General features: G+C 69.4%; 14 protein-coding genes. 7 read left to right on the forward strand and 7 right to left on the reverse strand.

The features are described from left to right. Positions 1 to 80 precede the first annotated feature (80 nt). Positions 81 to 317, forward strand: a complete 237-nt coding sequence (locus tag HUA74_RS11475) for a hypothetical protein (RefSeq protein ID WP_174454589.1) — start codon at positions 81 to 83, stop codon at positions 315 to 317. A gap of 212 nt (positions 318 to 529) precedes the next feature. Here the strand turns inward: HUA74_RS11475 and purF are convergent, their stop codons facing one another. After that, on the reverse strand, positions 530 to 1,918 hold the full coding sequence (gene purF, locus HUA74_RS11480; protein WP_174454590.1) for an amidophosphoribosyltransferase: 1,389 nt from the start codon (positions 1,916 to 1,918) through the stop codon (positions 530 to 532). A 144-nt stretch (positions 1,919 to 2,062) separates the two neighbouring features. Between purF and HUA74_RS11485 the strand changes: the two genes are divergently transcribed. Together HUA74_RS11485 and HUA74_RS11490 are read left to right on the forward strand one after the other, a co-directional pair. Next, positions 2,063 to 3,373, forward strand: coding sequence for a neutral/alkaline non-lysosomal ceramidase N-terminal domain-containing protein (locus HUA74_RS11485; RefSeq protein WP_141643137.1), 1,311 nt, complete (start codon positions 2,063 to 2,065; stop codon positions 3,371 to 3,373). Between the two features lie 151 nt (positions 3,374 to 3,524). Beyond that, complete coding sequence (locus tag HUA74_RS11490) at positions 3,525 to 4,313, forward strand: crotonase/enoyl-CoA hydratase family protein (protein WP_141643136.1); 789 nt, start codon at positions 3,525 to 3,527, stop codon at positions 4,311 to 4,313. 21 nt (positions 4,314 to 4,334) lie between these two features. On the opposite strand, the gene yhbY is transcribed toward HUA74_RS11490, so the two are convergent. From yhbY to HUA74_RS11505, 3 genes are all read right to left on the reverse strand, one after another. Beyond that, positions 4,335 to 4,625, reverse strand: coding sequence for a ribosome assembly RNA-binding protein YhbY (gene yhbY / locus HUA74_RS11495; protein WP_141643135.1), 291 nt, complete (start codon positions 4,623 to 4,625; stop codon positions 4,335 to 4,337). A gap of 62 nt (positions 4,626 to 4,687) precedes the next feature. Further along, positions 4,688 to 6,667: a DnaJ domain-containing protein gene (locus tag HUA74_RS11500; protein ID WP_371817227.1), complete on the reverse strand. Its 1,980-nt coding sequence runs from the start codon at positions 6,665 to 6,667 to the stop codon at positions 4,688 to 4,690. A 960-nt stretch (positions 6,668 to 7,627) separates the two neighbouring features. Next, positions 7,628 to 8,440 carry a hypothetical protein gene (locus HUA74_RS11505; RefSeq protein WP_141643133.1) on the reverse strand — a complete coding sequence of 271 codons (813 nt, stop codon included), beginning with the start codon at positions 8,438 to 8,440 and terminating at the stop codon, positions 7,628 to 7,630. A 144-nt stretch (positions 8,441 to 8,584) separates the two neighbouring features. On the opposite strand from HUA74_RS11505, the gene HUA74_RS11510 reads away from it, so the two are divergent. Continuing rightward, entirely contained in the window at positions 8,585 to 9,358 is a 774-nt protein-coding gene (locus HUA74_RS11510; RefSeq protein WP_174454592.1) for a TSUP family transporter, read from the forward strand. Between the two features lie 23 nt (positions 9,359 to 9,381). On the opposite strand, the gene HUA74_RS11515 is transcribed toward HUA74_RS11510, so the two are convergent. Continuing rightward, entirely contained in the window at positions 9,382 to 9,897 is a 516-nt protein-coding gene (locus HUA74_RS11515; RefSeq protein WP_141643131.1) for a YfbM family protein, read from the reverse strand. Between the two features lie 110 nt (positions 9,898 to 10,007). Further along, entirely contained in the window at positions 10,008 to 10,424 is a 417-nt protein-coding gene (locus HUA74_RS11520) for an EamA family transporter (RefSeq protein ID WP_141643130.1), read from the reverse strand. 101 nt (positions 10,425 to 10,525) lie between these two features. On the opposite strand from HUA74_RS11520, the gene HUA74_RS11525 reads away from it, so the two are divergent. Together HUA74_RS11525 and HUA74_RS45545 are read left to right on the forward strand one after the other, a co-directional pair. Then, a complete protein-coding gene (locus tag HUA74_RS11525) occupies positions 10,526 to 11,008 on the forward strand; it encodes a hypothetical protein (RefSeq protein WP_174454593.1) in 483 nt (160 codons plus the stop codon). Between the two features lie 72 nt (positions 11,009 to 11,080). After that, positions 11,081 to 13,072, forward strand: a complete 1,992-nt coding sequence (locus HUA74_RS45545) for an MXAN_5453 family MXYO-CTERM-anchored protein (RefSeq protein ID WP_254625017.1) — start codon at positions 11,081 to 11,083, stop codon at positions 13,070 to 13,072. A gap of 77 nt (positions 13,073 to 13,149) precedes the next feature. Here HUA74_RS45545 and HUA74_RS11535 read toward each other — a convergent pair whose 3' ends face one another. After that, entirely contained in the window at positions 13,150 to 13,428 is a 279-nt protein-coding gene (locus tag HUA74_RS11535; RefSeq protein WP_174454594.1) for a hypothetical protein, read from the reverse strand. A 270-nt stretch (positions 13,429 to 13,698) separates the two neighbouring features. Here HUA74_RS11535 and HUA74_RS11540 point away from each other — a divergent pair, with 270 nt between their 5' ends. Next, on the forward strand, positions 13,699 to 15,327 hold the full coding sequence (locus HUA74_RS11540) for an LVIVD repeat-containing protein (RefSeq protein WP_174454595.1): 1,629 nt from the start codon (positions 13,699 to 13,701) through the stop codon (positions 15,325 to 15,327). The last annotated feature ends 46 nt before the right edge of the window (positions 15,328 to 15,373 follow it).

Below are 15,373 nucleotides of genomic sequence, written 5' to 3' on the forward strand. Positions count from 1 at the left end.
CGCAACTTCCGGGCGGCTTCTGGGTTCCAGAGGGAAACACCCTCCTCGCGTCACTGACGCGTCCACCTCGGGAGCCTTTCATGCGCCGCACCGTCCTCGCCGCCACTGTCGCTTTCTTCCTCGGCGGTTTCGTCAACCAGGCCCAGGCGGAGCGTCAGCCGCGCATGCGTGACGCCATGGTCCATCTGGAGAAGGCGCTCTCCACCCTGAAGAACGCGGCCCCCGACAAGGGCGGCCACCGCGTGAAGGCCATCGGCCTCACCGAGCAGGCGCTCGGCGAGGTTCGCGAGGGCATCCAGTTCGACAACCGCCACTGACGCGCGAAGGGAGTGAGGCGCCTGCCCAGAGGTCTGTGCGCGGCGCCTCGCTGGCGTGGCGTCTCGACTGACGCCCGGAGTGACCACGGCCCTGGTCCATGGGTGAGGGGCCTCGCTGAAGCGAGGTCTCGACCGCCACCTGGAACGAGCAAGGCCCCCGACCCGAAGAGAGGGCAGGGGGCCTTGTGCTGGTACGTCCCGTCAACGCCCGGTCAGGCGGTGAGCTTGTTCGCTTCCGGCGCGGAGGGTGACAGCTCTCCGATGAGGTACTCGCCCGAGAAACACGCCGTGCAGAAGCTGCCTCGGCTGGGGTCTCCCACCGCCGTGCCCAGCCCCTCCAGCGAGATGTAGCCCAGCGTGTCCGCCGTGACGTACTTCGCGATTTCGTCCGTGCTGTGGGTCGCCGCGATGAGCTCCTGACGGCTCGGCGTGTCGATGCCGTAGAAGCAGGGCCACTTCGTCGGCGGCGAGGAGATGCGCAGATGCACCTCCAGCGCTCCCGCGGCCTTGATCATCTTCACGATTTTGCGGCTCGTGGTGCCCCGGACGATGGAGTCGTCCACCACCACCACGCGCTTGCCCTTGAGCACGTGCCGCACCGCCGACAGCTTCAGCTTCACGCCGAAGTGACGGATGGACTGCTGCGGCTCGATGAACGTGCGGCCCACGTAGTGGCTGCGGATGAGGCCCACGTCATACGGAATCCCGCTCTGCTGCGAGAAGCCGATGGCCGCCGCCACGCCCGAGTCCGGCACCGCGATGACCAGGTCCGCGTCGGGCGCCGGCTGCTCGCGCGCCAGCTGCATGCCCATCTGCTTGCGCACCTCGTACACGCTGTTGCCGAACAACACCGAGTCCGGACGCGCGAAGTACACCTGCTCGAAGATGCAGCGCCCCAGGCGCGGAGGCTCCGCGAAGGGCCTGCTGGTGCGCAGCACGCCATTCTCGATGACCAGCAGCTCGCCCGGCTCCAGCTCGCGCACCACATCCGCTTCGATGAGGTCCAACGCGGTCGTCTCGCTGGCGACCACGTACGCGCCTTCCTTCATCCGCCCCAACACCAGCGGCCGGATGCCCAGCGGGTCCCTCACCGCGACCAGCTTGTTCTGCGTGAGCACCAGCAGGCTGTAGGCGCCTTCCACCTTGCGCAGCGCCTCCACGAGCTTCTGCTCGAAGCTCACCTGCTTGGAGCGCGCCAGGAGGTGCATGATGACCTCCGTGTCCGCGTCCGACTGGAAGATGGCTCCGTCGGCCTCCAGCTTCTCCTTCAGCGCTCCCGCGTTCACCAGGTTGCCATTGTGCGCGACGGCGACCTGTCCTCCCGCGTACGCCACGAAGAGCGGCTGAGCGTTCTTGAGCTGGCTGCCACCGGCCGTCGAGTACCGCACGTGTCCGATGGCCGACTGGCCAGGCAGGCCGGCGAGCACCGGCGCGTCGAAAATATCAGCCACCAACCCCATCTGACGGTGCGCCCGAAGACCGTGGCCGTCGGAGGCGACGATGCCAGCGGACTCCTGACCGCGGTGCTGCAGGGCGTGCAGCCCCAGGTACGTCAGGTTAGAGGCCTCGGCGTGTCCCGTGATTCCGAAGATGCCGCACATGGCGCGGTGCCTTACTCCTTTCGGGCGATGAGCGGAACAGGAACGCACGCCCCTCTGGTGGGTATTCCACCCGCCACCGGAGTCGGCCCATGTGGGCACACGAGCCTCGCGGTACGAGCACCGTCCCGTTAGTCTCGCCACCGCATGGCTTCCCCGCGACGAGCCTCCTGGCGTTCCCTGTTTCCCCTGGTCCTGCTCACCGTGGGTGCCGCTTATTCATTGGGTTCATGGAACTGGTGTGGCACCTGGGCAGAGCGCGCGCCCGTGCTGCTGTCTCAGGTGAAAACAGAAGGTGCGTTGCGCGCGGGCGCGGCGAAGGTGCCGCTCGTGCCGCCGTTTCCGGTGGTGGTCGCGGGGTACTCGCCTCCGCGTCCGGATGCGAGCCAGTCCGACCCGCCGCTCCATGCTCGCGCGGTGGTGCTGGAGTCGGGGAACACGCGGGTGGGGTTGGTGTCGCTCGAGTTGCTGCTCGTCACGGATGCGGTGACCGCCAAGGTGCGCGAGCGAGCGCTCGCCGCCGGACTGCAGGACGTGCTGGTGCTGGCCACGCACACGCACTCCTCGCTGGGAGGTTATGACAGCCGCCTGGTGTCACAGCTCGTCGGGACGGGGCGCTACCGGGAGGACTCGCTGGAGGCCGTCGTCGCCGCCGCGAGCGCCGCGCTGCAACAGGCCGCCGCCGCGCTCACCGACGTGACGCTGGAGCTGGGCGAGGCGAAGGAGCCCTCCTTCGTCTACACGCGCAGCGGTGGCACCGCGCCGGATGGCTCCTTGACTCGCGCGGTGCTGCGCGGCGCCTCGGCCCCGGTGGCGGAGTTGCTCTTCTTCGCCGCGCACCCCGCGATGGTGCCCCGGCAGCGCGCGTACGTGGACCCGGACTACCCGGGGCGACTCAGCTCGCTGCGCGAGTCCGAGGGCAGCGGCGTGACGCTGCTGTTGCAAGGCGCGGTCGGCAACGCCTCGGTGGCCTTCTCCGAAGGGCAGGGGCTGGAGCGTGTGTCCGCCTTTGCTCGGGCCTTGTCCGACCTCGCGGGCAAGGTGCCCATGGCTTCCGTGGGGCCTTCGGTCCGGCTGTCATTGGTGCGCGCGGAAGCGGTGATGCCTCGGCCGGATGCGTCGCGGCTGGTGCCGTCATTCACTCGCGCCGCGGGCGACAACCTGCTGTGCGGTTCCTCCGAGCGCGTGGCGGAAGTGGCGGCGTTGGTGCTGGGGCCGCTGGAGCTGGTGACGGTGCCGGGTGAGCCCACCGTCGACGCGGGCGCGGTGCTGGTGGGACGCACCGGGGCCTCGGGGGTGCTGGGGCTCGCGGGTGGATACGTGGGCTATGTGGAGACGCCGGAGTTGGTGCGCGTGAGCGGTGGTGAGTCGCGACGGCAGTACTTCGGTCCCTCGCTGCTGGAGCGACTGGGTGAAGCGGCGGAGCTTGCCGCCAGCACCGCGGGCTTCACGCGCTGACTTTGCCCGCGGTGGTTGGATGCACGGGCCTTGTCGGCGGCCTGTCGGGACGGTCCTGAACGTCCTTTGCTGGACGGCGGGGCGAGCGTGATGGCGTCGCCAGGGCCGCATGGCGGAAACTGGCGCTCCCTTCTTCACCGTGGAGCGCCCCATGAGCCCATCGGATCCTCGCATCACCCTGGAAGTGCGCGGTCACCTCGCCCTCATCGGCATCCACCGGCCGGAGAAGCGCAATGCGTTCGACGTCGGCATGTTGCGGGGACTGTCGTCCGCGGTGACCGAGGCGGACCGTCATCCGGACGTGCGGTGCATGGTCATCTTCGCGGTGGGCGACCACTTCTCCGCGGGCCTGGACCTGGCGAGCGTCGCGCCCGCCCTCTCCAGTGGCGAGCCGCTCTACTCCGAGGGCGCCATCGACCCGTGGGGCATCCAGGGAGCGCTGAGGACCAAGCCGCTCATCGTCGCCGTCCAGGGCCTGTGTCTCACGCTGTCCATCGAACTCATCCTCGCGGCGGACATCGCGGTGGCCTCCGAGGACGCACGCTTCGGACAGATTGAAATCAAGCGCGGCATCTTCCCGTTCGGCGGCGCCACCCTGCGCTTCCCGCAGCGGGCCGGATGGGGCAATGCCATGCGCTGGCTGCTCACGGGCGACGAGTTCGACGCGCGCGAGGCCTACCGGATGGGACTGGTGCAGGAAGTCGTCGAGCGCGGCCGTCACCTGGAGCGCGCGCTGGCCCTGGCGGAGACGGTGTCGAAGCAGGCGCCGCTGGGGGTCCAGGCGACGCTCGCGTCCGCGCGACAGGCGGTGCACGAGGGGCCCGAGGCGGCGGCGCGCGCGCTGCTGCCCCAACTGCTGCGGCTGGCGGGAACGGAGGACGCCGCCGAGGGCGTCCAGTCCTTCCTCGAGCGCCGCGAGGCCCGCTTCACCGGCAAGTGAGGCGGCCCCGGGTGCGGTCCGTCAGAACTTCTCGAACTTGGAGTCCTCTTTGCGCTTCTTGAAGAACAGGGCGGTGCGGCCCAGGAGCTGGGCCTGGTCGGCGCCCGTCCCCTCGGCGATGCGCGCGGAGGCTTCCTGGCGCGTCTCCGGACCGTCGTTGATCTTCACCTTGATGAGCTCGTGGTCATGCAGCGCCTGCTCGACGGCGGCGATGACGCCCTCGGTGACGCCGGATTGACCGACGATGACCACCGGCTCCAGGTGGTGTCCGAGCGCGCGCAGATGGCGGCGTTGCTTCCCGGTGAGCGGCACGTTGCTATCTCCTTCGACTCGTCCGGCGGGGCCCCAGGCCCCTCCCGGACGGGGGGCGCACCCTACTTCTTCTGGGCCGCCATGCGAATCTCCCGCTGCGCGTCGATGTGGTCTGGCTGAAGCTCCACTGTCCGCTTGAAGTGCTTGAGCGAGCCCGGAACGTCCCCCGACAGCTTCGCAATCACCCCGAGGAAGTAGTGCGCGGGCGCACAGCGCTCATTGCGCTTGATGGCGTTCTGGATTTCCCGGAACGCCTCCGGCTGCGCCGCCTTCTTGTCCGCCGCCGTGAAGAACCGCGCATAGCCCCGCCATGCGTAGAACTCGGCCTCCTCCGCGTTGAGCTGGATGGCTTCGTTCAACATCTTCACGGCCTCGGGGAACTTGCGCGCCTTCACGAGAATGCACGCCTTCTGGAAGAGCTCTTCCGCCTGGAGGATGGCGTTGATGTCGACTTCCGCTCCCGCGCCGCCGCTCTTGACCTCCTCCAGATAGGACGCACGGCTCTTGTCGTCGGACAGCATCCGGTAGGCATCGCCGATGTAGGCGAACACCTCGGCCTTGAGCTTCTCCAGCTCCGGAGGCGCGCCCTGCGGCAGCGTGTCCGGGTGGTAGAGCTTGGCGAGCCGGAAGTAGGCGACCTTCACGGCACTCGAGTCCGCTTGCTCCGAGAGCCCCAGCCGCTGGAAGTGGTTCTGCTGCTTGAGCGCCATGACGAGCTGGCGCAGCGACGGAATCTCGTCCGAGCCCGGGGCATTGGCGGTGACGGTGGGCGGCGCCGGACGGGCCGTGCCTGGGCCCGCCGTGGGCGCCGCTGAACCGACGACCGGAGGACCCGCGGGACGGGGCGCGGCTCCTGGGGGATTGCCGGGACGCGCGGCCCCAGCGGCGGCGGTGCCCACGCCGGGAGGATTGCCGGGACGGGCGGCTCCGGCCGGGGCTGCTCCAACGCCTGGAGGATTGCCGGGGCGAGCGGCTCCAGCCGGGGCTGCTCCAACGCCTGGAGGATTGCCGGGACGGGCGGCTCCAGCAGGGGCCGCTCCAACGCCGGGAGGATTGCCAGGAGTCGCCGCTCCCGAAGGGGCGGTGCCGACGCCGGGAGGATTGCCAGGGCGGGCTGCTCCAGCCGGGGCCGCTCCAACACCTGGAGGGTTTCCGGGACGAGGTGCCTGGGCCGCCGTGGGTGCGGGACCGGTCGGGGCGGCTTGTGGACTCGCGGCAGCAGGACCGGGGTGCGCCCCGGCTCCTGGCTGCGGGGCCACGGCGGCGAAGGACACGGCGTCCAGCTCTCGCAGCAGGAACGCGAGGCGCAGCAGGTGGTCGGCGTCCTGCGGGAAGTCGGTGAGGAGCTGGTTCACCGAGCGCACGCCGTCGATGACGGTGAGGGCCCGGACTTCATGCGGGGTGAGGCGCAGCTCGCTCGCGGCGACCATGCCCCCCGACTTCATGATGGGCAGTTGGAGCACCGGCATGAGCCGGCGCTTGAGCTCCGTGGACGGCATGCGGCGCACGGTGTCGCTGAGCACGGCCCACCGGTTTCCGAGCGGCATGGCCTTGTTGCCAGCCAGCTCGCGGACCTCGAAGGTGAACGTGCCCGCCTCGGTGCGCAGGGCCTTGAACAGGATGCTGGCGGCGCGCTGCGCCAGGATGGCGAAGGCGCTGGCGGGTTGCAGCAGTCCCAGACCAAAGAGCGCGGCGAGCAGGTCTCCACCGAAGCGGTCCTTCGCGGACTCGGCCTGCTGGAGCTGCTCGGGCGTGAGCAGTCGCCCCCCCATCAGCGACGTGCCCAGCGCATCCTCGGGATGGGTCGAGTCGACGAACTCCGGGTTGCCCTTGCGGAAGTGAATCAGGGCGACGCGGTCCGAGAGCGTCAGCGTGAGCAGTCCCGTCTGCTCCGCCATGGCGACGCGCCCGTAGAGGTTCAGCGGCGAGGTCTGCTCGAGCTGTCCCTGGGCTGGCACCGCGTAGGGGGCGGCCTCCGTTGTGACGGCCGCGACGGGGCGCGCGCCAGCAGCGGGAACTCCTGCCTGCGGAGCGGCTCCCATGGGAGCCTGCTGCGCTCCGGGAGTCGCGGAGGCCTGCTGCGCTGGTGCCACGGGGCGTGCGCCCGTCGCGGGCACGCCTGCATGCGGAGCGACTCCGGGCGCTTGCGGTGCACCGGCGGGACGGGTGCCCGCGGTGGGAACTCCCGCCTGCGGAGCGACTCCGGGCGCTTGCGGTACTCCAGGCGCAGTGGCCATGGGAGGCCGCCCGGGGGCCGTTGCGACGCCGGGCGGGACTCCCGGGGCAGGACGCGCGGCGACGTTCGGCGCTCCGGGGGCGGCGGCACCCGGAACTCCGGGGCGTGCTCCCTGTTGCGCGCCAACGCCTGGGTTGCCTGGGGCGCGAGGATCTCCAGGCCGCGTCCCGGGCCCTGCCATCGGAGCCGACCCAGGCGTGCTTCTCGCGACCGCACCGGGTCCCGCCATATGCGCGGTGCCCGGACCGGCCATCGGCATTCCGCCAGGATTCGCACCCGGGCCCGCCATCGGCATTCCACCGGGATTCGCACCAGGGCCGGCCATGTGCGCGGTGCCCGGACCGGCCATCGGCATTCCACTGGGATGCGCACCCGGACCGGCCATGGGCATTCCACCGGGGTTCGCACCGGGGCTTGCCATGGGCGCGCTCGGTGCCTGCTGGGGCGCGTCGGGCGCTCCGTCACCCCAGAGCTCCCGGGGGAAGGTGTCGCGGGCTTCGGGGAATCGCCAGGGGAAGGCGAAGTTGCGCCCGTCCTCGGAGACCTGGAGCTTCCCCTTGATGGAGCCGCTGTCGATGAGCAGCTCGATGGTCGGCAGGGTGAGGGGCCCCCACAAGGTGCCCCTGTCGTTGCGAACCCAATATTGACGGACGTCACCCTCCGCCATGTGCGGTTCTACTCCGTTCGAGCTGCGAGAAGATGGAACCCTACCGCTCTCCCCGGAAGGGTCAAAGCAGACGACGGGGCAGAGTGCTCATACAGGGCGTCAGGGCGTGGCGCCGTCGAGGGTGGCCAGCCCCAGCACGGACAGGCACGCCGCGTCCGCCTGCTGCTCGGCCGGGGGGTCGAAGCAGAACACCTCACTGTCGAAGACCTTGCACAGCCCCGCCGGCGTGGACGCACAGGCCGACTTCGAGAACGCGGTGGTGCACCCGTAGCCACACACCGGCCCGGACTCGCTGTTGCGGCACTCGGGCGCGGGCAAGGTGCGCTTCCAGGCGCAGAGCGCGGCCGGAGACGGGTCGAAGCAGGTGATGCGACCACTCGCCATCTTGCACACCCCCGCGGGCGTCTTGTTGCAACGCACCCCCTCCGGGACGTTCAGGCAGTTGTAGCCGCACGTCAGCTCCACGCTGTTGCTGCGGCAGTCCGCGCGGGGCGTGTCCTTGCCGTAGACGGCGAAGACGATGGCCGGCGGGTCGAAGCACTCCACCTCGCCGCTGCGACCTCGGCACACCCCGGCCGGAGACTTCGCGCACTTCACCCGACCCGGCTGCGTCGCGCAGTTGTAGCCACACGCCACCACGCCATCGATGGCCTTGCACTCGGGGTCCGGCAGCGAGGCGCCGTACGCCTTCACCACGTAGGCCGGCGGGTCGAAGCACACCGCCTGGCCGTCCACCACCTGACAGCGCCCCTGAGGCGTCTGCGCACACCGGGCCCGGTTCGAGTCCGACTTGCACCCATAACCACAGGCCACCTGGCTGTTCATGGAGCGGCAGGAGGGGGCGTTGGGGTCCTGCGACGGCGGTGCCGAGGCCAGCGTGAGCGCCAGCAAGGTGACGAGGGAGGCGAGCATGGTGACCTCGGGAGCAGGGGAGTGTCGCGGAGGCATTGACGCCCAAGGCGCGCGGTGACGCAAGAAGCGGGCGGGCGCGACGGCGCTTCGGGCGCGTGGTACCCAGGCGCCGTTCGAGCCGAGGGAGACACCCGGGTGGATTTCATGGTGGACGTCAGTGCGCAGCAACTCCTCCTGCTGTGCGTCGCCGCGCTGGTCGCGGGCCTGGTGGACGCCATCGCGGGAGGTGGCGGGCTCATCACCCTGCCCGCGCTCCTGACGGTGGGGTTGCCGCCCCACGTGGCGCTGGGCACGAACAAGGGCCAGTCCGTCTTCGGCTCGTTCGCCGCGCTGGTCCGCTTCTCGCGCTCGGGGCTGGTGGACTGGAGGCTGGCGCGCGTGACGTTCCCCTTCGGCCTGGGAGGTGCGTTCGCCGGCGCCGCGCTGGTGCTGTTGGTGAAGCCGGAGGTGCTCAAGCCGCTGGTGCTCGTGCTGCTCATCGCGGTGGCCGTGTTCCTCGCGTTCCGGCGGACGCCTGCCTCCGGGGCCAGGACGGAGCCCTCACCCCGGCCGCGCGCGCTCGCCATCGGGTCGCTCATCGCGCTGGCCGTCGGCACCTACGACGGGTTCTTCGGTCCGGGGACGGGCACCTTCCTCATCGTCGGCTTCAACACGCTGCTGGGCCACGGACTGGCCCGCGCCTCCGCCGACGCGAAGGTGGTGAACTTCGCCTCCAACCTGGCGTCCATGGCCCTCTTCGCCCTCAATGGCGTGGTGCTCTGGAAGGTGGCGTTGCCCATGGCCGCCGCGCAGTTCACCGGCGCGTGGCTGGGCGCGCACCTGGCGGTGAAGGGCGGCGACACGCTGGTGCGCAAGGTGGTGCTCGCCGTGGTGCTGGCGCTGGTGCTGAAGCTGGGGCGCGACGTGGTGATGGGCTGAAGTGGGGCTCGCCCCCGATGGCTTCAGCCGATGTGCACCAGCAGCGCGTCCCCGCGCTTGCCCATCTGGGCCATGAACTTCTGGAGCTCGTCGAAGTAGGAGACCATCTCCTCCAGCGGGTCCGAGTCGTCGGGCGGCTCTTCCCACGTGCCGGGGTAGATGTCCTGGGCCTGCATCTCCACCGCGTCGTAGCGGCGGCGCAGCGTGTTCTCGGACACCTCGCGCAGCGCGGAGGCGAGCACCTTCACCTGCTCGGGCGAGAAGACGCGCGCGGTGCCTTCATCCGAGGGGATGTCGCCCACGTCCACGCCGCCGCGCACCAGGAAGTCCAGCGGCGCGCTGCCCTCCCAGGGCGTCCCGGTGAGCAGGTACTGGAGGCCGTGCCAGGCCTCGCCGATGTCCAGTTCCAGGAATGCTCCGCCCTTCGGGTCTCCGAAGTCCTCCTCGTCGTCGAGGAAGTCGTCCAGGCGCTTGGGGGCCTGAAGCAAGGCGTCGCGCTGCGCCTCCGTGACGCTGCGCAAGGTGCAGAGCATCTCCATGCGGGGGACCTCGTGTGCCGCGGAAGCGGGGGGAATCGTGAGCGGCGAGGGACCCTACCAGTCCCGGGTGATGTCGCGGAATTTCGATGCGGGGCCGGGTGCTCCATCGTTCAGCGGAGGGTCAGCAGGGCGCCCGCCACCATCAGCGCCACGCCCGCCCCCAGCTTCCACGAGAGCGGCTCGTGCAGGAGGACGACGGCGAGGAGCACGGTCAGCGGCAGGCTGAGCTTGTCGAGCGGCGCCACGCGCGAGGCCGGCCCGAGCTGGAGGGCGCGGAAGTAGGCCAGCCACGACAGGCCGGTGGCGATGCCCGACAGCGCGAGGAACAGCAGCGTCTTGCGGCTCAAGGATGGCAGGGCGGCGTGTTCTCCCCGGGCCAGGGAGATGCCCCAGGCGAAGACGAGGACGACGCAGGTGCGCAGGGCCGTGGCGAGTGTGGAGGGAACACCCTCGACGCCGACCTTCGCCAGCACGGCGGTGAGCGCCGCGAAGAGGGCGGAGAGCAAGGCATAGACCCACCACGACATGAAGACCTCCCGACCGCGAGCGCACTCTGGAACCGCGATGTTAGTCTTTCGAGCGTCGACCGCCGCGCTCTCGCAATGGTGGTCCCAGGAGAGACCACCGGATGGCACCAGGGGGTCGATGGACTGTCGCCATCGCGGGAGTCGTGCTGTCGCTCTCGCTCGCGGCGTACCTGCGGCGTGAGCTGAGTCCTCCGACGCCGCACCGCGTGGTGGAGAAGGCATCGCCGCCCGTGGAGCCGCCTTCCGACAAGGCGCTTCCCCCGCCTCCGCCGCCCAGGCCGGAGGAGCTGGGGCGCGTTCATTTCCGGGCCCTGAAGAGATGGAGTGGGCATCCGCTGCGAGGCGTGACGGTGGGCATCATGCGGGAGACGAGGCCCCGCGTCGTGCATCCGGAGCAACTGCGGACGGACGCGAACGGCATGGCCGAGTTTGTCGCTGTCCCCTCGGGGCGGTTGACCGTCTGTGCTCGCGGGGCGGGCTACATGGAGTCCTGTTTGACGAGCTCGCTCGCGGCGGGCGGTCTGCTCACCATCGACTTGAGCATGTCGGAGGAACCGGCGAGCGCTCCACTCGCAGTCCCATGAGCACGGCCCCTGAGTGGTAGCCTTCGCGCCCTACAGGCAGCGGGGGTTCCACCCATGTGTGACGTGACGTGGATGCGACGAGCACGGACGTTGCTGCGCCAGACCGCGGTGTCGTTGGGGATGGGAGTGCTGACGCTGGCTCCCAGTGCGCGAGGGGAGTTGCCGGAGCACTACACGCTCCAGCTTCAGGCTCGCACCAACATGTTGGGCAATGCATCCGGTGCCTACAACCTGAAGCCGGGCAATCTGCTCGCGGGGAGTCTTCAGGTCCCGGTGGTCTCGGATGGGAGGGTGGCGTTCCGGTTGTCGATTACTCCCGAGGGGCCCAACGCCATCTGGTGGGGAAGCGACGCCGCGGGCCATCACCGTTATCTGTTGCCGGACCTGGGCGAGGATGCGCGCGCGAGCGACCCGGGGTTCAACTCGGCGGGGCTTGTCGCGTTCGCCGTCACGGGGGCCAGTGCCGTCACGAGCAATGGCATCTATCTGCTGCGCACCGAGGCGCCGAACGACGTGCGCATCATCCGCGAGCCGCTCGGGGCGTCGGACTGGTCCAGCCTTGCGCTCAATGATTCGGGGCAGCTCGGGTTCCGAGCCAACTTCAACTTCGTCGGCCGTGGCTACGTGGTGCTGACGCCGCAGGGGGCGGGTTGGACGACGACGTATCTGGCGAAGGAGAAGACGCTCGACGACACGAGTCCCTACGAGTTCCTCTACTCGCCAGCGTTCAACGACCTGGGACAGATGGCGGGCGTGGGAGACGTGGCGCCTGGAGGGTCTGAGTACTACCAGGAGCTGCGAGTCTTCAGCGTGGATGGCACGTCCCGGCTCATCGCGCAGTCGCGGGGCCGGGATGCGGGTTCGCCCATCTACCGGTTTGCTTCGGTGCAACCCGCGTTCGACAACCTGGGCCGTGTCGCCTTCATCGCGACGGCGAGGGTCGGGGCGGGACCGAACCTCACGACTGTTTTTCTGTGGGATGGGGCGGAGCTGCGGGTGGTGGCGCAGAACGGGCAGGGAGGCATCAAGGAGGTGGAGTTCTTCCCTCCGGACATGAATGACGAGGGGCTCATCGTCTTCCGCGCCATCGACAGCAACAGTCGGCGCGCGGTGTGGGTGAGCGATGGGCGAACGCTCAAGCGGGTGGTGTCGGAGCACGACATCGTCGATTCGGACCAGGGGCCGGCGCGTGTCGACCAGGAGACGCCGAACAACCCGGTGTTCGCGGGAAGCGTGAGCATCAGTCCGAGAGGAGATGTGTCCGTCGTCGCGGGGTTGGCGCCACCGGAGAATGACCAGGAGGAGTGGGGCACCGCCATCTTCGTGGCACAGGCGTACTTCGCGCCGCCCGCGGATGGTGGCGTGGATGCGGGACCTGGCGAAGAACCGGACGCCGGCTGCGACGGAGGCGAATGCCCCGGCGAGGGAGACAGCGGAACTCCAAGCTGCGACGGAGGCGAATGTCCCGGCGAGGGAGACAGTGGCACTCCAAGCTGTGACGGCGGTGAGTGTCCTGGCGAGGGAGACAGTGGCACTCCACGCTGCGACGGCGGTGAGTGTCCTGGCGAGGGAGACGGTGGCACTCCACGCTGCGACGGCGGCGAGTGCCCCGGAGAGGGAGACAGCGGAACTCCAAGCTGTGACGGAGGTGAGTGCCCCGGCGCGGAAGACAGCGGAACTCCAAGCTGCGACGGAGGTGAGTGTCCCAGTGAGGGAGACAGTGGCACTCCGAGCTGCGACGGCGGTGAGTGTCCCGGCCAAGAAGACAGTGGCACTCCGAGCTGCGACGGCGGTGAGTGCCCCGGCGAGGGAGACAGCGGAACTCCAAGCTGTGACGGAGGTGAGTGCCCCGGCCAGGAAGACAGCGGAACCCCACGCTGTGACGGGGGCAGGTGTCCGAGTGGTCCGGACGGCGGAGCCGTGGACGCGGGCGGGGCGGGGCCCAGGCCCGACAGCGGAGGCTGCGGTTGCCAGTCGACGCCTTCCTCCGCGCTCCTGCCGTGGATGTTCCTCGGCCTGGCCTGGTTCGGAGCGCGCCGTCGAAGAGGTCCGCGCGGTCACTGAGACGCTGGGCCTCTTCTGAGGTCATGACGCCACGCCCGGGTGGGCAGCTCACCTCACCCGGGCGGCGGTGCTCCGACTCAGCAGGGCAGCCAGGGGCCGACGCCGCGGTTGCATGAGTCGTAACAGATGGAGATGGCCGCGGCGCACTGCTCGCTCGTCGCCTGACACTGCACCTCGCACCAGGAGTTGGCCTGGTAGCACTCGTCCGCGCAGGACATCTGGGCCTGGGTGGAGGCCTCGCTGTCGGTCGTCTCCGGGCTCACGGGCTCGACCTCGGGAGCGCCCACGCCACAGGCCAGAAGGGCCATCCCAGACAACGAGGCCAGGACGAACGAGCGGATGCGGCGAGCATTCATGGACAGCTCCTTGCTGTGAAAGGGGATCACGGGCTCAGCGTAGCCCGACGTCTCGGTGTGTCGCAGGAGTACCCAGACTGCTCTTGTCTCAACGGAGTTCTGGGACTGAGGCTGCAATTCCAGGACCGGAAGACGTCTCCTCGGCTGTGGCTCGAGCCCAGGTCGGGAGATGGGCTTCATCTGACAAGCATTGGCCCGGCGCCTCCGAGTGGGGCGACCGTGAATGACACAGGCTTTCGTACCCCGACAGTCCCCTCACCGAGGTGTCTCATGACGTCGTTGGTTCGCGCCCGTGTCTGGTTGTTGTCGTGTCTGCTGGGAGGGAGCGTCCTGTCCGCCTGTGACGACACTCCGAAGGGGACCCCCGATGCCGGAGTGGAACCCGGCGCCTGGGATGGGGGCGCCACGCCACTGGAGGAGCATGGCAACTGGTCGGACCGGGGGCCGTACGCGCCCTGTTCCTTGCGTGAGCAGGGGACTCCCCTGCGGTGCGACGGCCTGGGGCTCGGGAGCTTCGACCTGTCGGCTTGTGACTCGGACGCGCTGGCGCTCGTGCCTCAGGAGGGCATCTACCAGGCGGGGCAGCGTTACGAGTCGCGACTGGCGGATGGTGGGACGCAGGTGATGTTCGGCGTCGGCATCGGCTTCAAGCTGGACGGCGCGGGCGGCGGCACGCTGGCTTCGAGGCCGCTCATCACCCGGCAGACCGAGGGCGGCACCTTCTTCATCACCTCGGGCTCGCGAACGGGCACCGCGGTGTCGCGCCTGTATGCCGGTTGCCAGCGGCCCACGCCCGAGACCCTCACCGGGTGCTACGTGACGTGCAACCTCGCGGGGACGGTGAGCCAGAGCGGCACCTTCGAGGCCCATCGCATGACCTGGCCCGTGGGCGAGCCGGAGTCCTCGGGAGGCCTGACGCTCGTCTCGGAGTCGCGCGTGCTGCTCGGCCGGCCGGTGGACATCTACGTCACCAGGAACCACGCCTATGTCGTCTCCGTGTCCGACTCCCTCACCGAACAGCCCGGTGGGCTCACCGTCTTCGACGTGACTGACAAGGCGCACCCGGTCCTCAAGACGTCCATCAGCCTGCCCGGAGACAACTACTGGAACGGCGTCTGGTCGAAGGGAGATGCGCTGTACATCGCCAGCGATGTCGCGGGCGTCATCGTCTATGACATCTCCAAGCCCGCGGAGCCGGTCTTCGTGCGGGGCCTGTGGGCGGGTGACTATGGCGTCCACACCGTCCTGGTCGAGGGCGACCGGCTGTACGCCACGTCCAACGAGGGCCGGACGGAAATCTACGACCTCACCCGTCCCCTGGAGCCGGTGCTGTTGCAGAGCATCTCCCTGTCGGAGGAACTCTCCGCGGGCGGCCCCCACGACACCTTCGTGTACGAGGGGCGGCTCTACATCAGCAACGCGCAGGGGGGCTATTCCATCATGGACATCACCCGGCTCGACGACGTGAAACACCTGGGCCAGTACAGCTACCCGGATGTGTACTCCCACCACAGCGCGGTGGGCCCGTTCGCAGGTCGCACCATCGCCTTCGAGGGAGGAGAGTTCGCAGGCTCCCACCTGCGTGTGCTCGATGTCACAGACCCCGCCCACATCATCAAGATTGGTGAGCACCGCCTGCGGCCCGTGTCCTCCATCCACAACATGATTCTGAAAGGCACGCGCCTGTATATCGCCTGGTATCAGGAGGGCGTGCGAGTGCTGGACGTGGCCAATCCCACCCAGCCTCGGCAGGTGGCGCACTACAACGTCTTCCGAGAGGAGGATGCGACGCGCACGGACAGCATCTTCCAGGGTGCTTTCGGCATCCGCCTTCCGGGAGATGGCTTCATCTACGTCGTCGAGTCCGCACGCGGACTGCTCATCTTCAACGAACTCTGAGCCGCGGTGCCCCACGACGTCCCGGTGAACGAAGCCCGCACCTTCA

This window comes from Myxococcus sp. CA051A (assembly GCF_013336705.1).
In the GTDB taxonomy this organism is placed as follows: domain Bacteria; phylum Myxococcota; class Myxococcia; order Myxococcales; family Myxococcaceae; genus Myxococcus; species Myxococcus llanfairpwllgwyngyllgogerychwyrndrobwllllantysiliogogogochensis.

Coding starts and splice junctions, on each gene's coding strand:
- HUA74_RS11505 (WP_141643133.1), bottom strand. CDS start 8,440: ATGCTCGCCTCCCTCGTCACCTTGCTGGCGCTCACGCTGGCCTCGGCA.
- HUA74_RS11515 (WP_141643131.1), bottom strand. CDS start 9,897: ATGGAGATGCTCTGCACCTTGCGCAGCGTCACGGAGGCGCAGCGCGAC.
- HUA74_RS11540 (WP_174454595.1), top strand. CDS start 13,699: ATGACGTCGTTGGTTCGCGCCCGTGTCTGGTTGTTGTCGTGTCTGCTG.
- HUA74_RS11475 (WP_174454589.1), top strand. CDS start 81: ATGCGCCGCACCGTCCTCGCCGCCACTGTCGCTTTCTTCCTCGGCGGT.
- HUA74_RS11525 (WP_174454593.1), top strand. CDS start 10,526: ATGGCACCAGGGGGTCGATGGACTGTCGCCATCGCGGGAGTCGTGCTG.
- HUA74_RS11500 (WP_371817227.1), bottom strand. CDS start 6,667: ATGGGAGCCGCTCCGCAGGCAGGAGTTCCCGCTGCTGGCGCGCGCCCC.
- HUA74_RS11485 (WP_141643137.1), top strand. CDS start 2,063: ATGGCTTCCCCGCGACGAGCCTCCTGGCGTTCCCTGTTTCCCCTGGTC.
- HUA74_RS11520 (WP_141643130.1), bottom strand. CDS start 10,424: ATGTCGTGGTGGGTCTATGCCTTGCTCTCCGCCCTCTTCGCGGCGCTC.
- HUA74_RS11490 (WP_141643136.1), top strand. CDS start 3,525: ATGAGCCCATCGGATCCTCGCATCACCCTGGAAGTGCGCGGTCACCTC.
- HUA74_RS11535 (WP_174454594.1), bottom strand. CDS start 13,428: ATGAATGCTCGCCGCATCCGCTCGTTCGTCCTGGCCTCGTTGTCTGGG.
- HUA74_RS45545 (WP_254625017.1), top strand. CDS start 11,081: ATGCGACGAGCACGGACGTTGCTGCGCCAGACCGCGGTGTCGTTGGGG.
- HUA74_RS11510 (WP_174454592.1), top strand. CDS start 8,585: ATGGTGGACGTCAGTGCGCAGCAACTCCTCCTGCTGTGCGTCGCCGCG.
- purF (WP_174454590.1), bottom strand. CDS start 1,918: ATGTGCGGCATCTTCGGAATCACGGGACACGCCGAGGCCTCTAACCTG.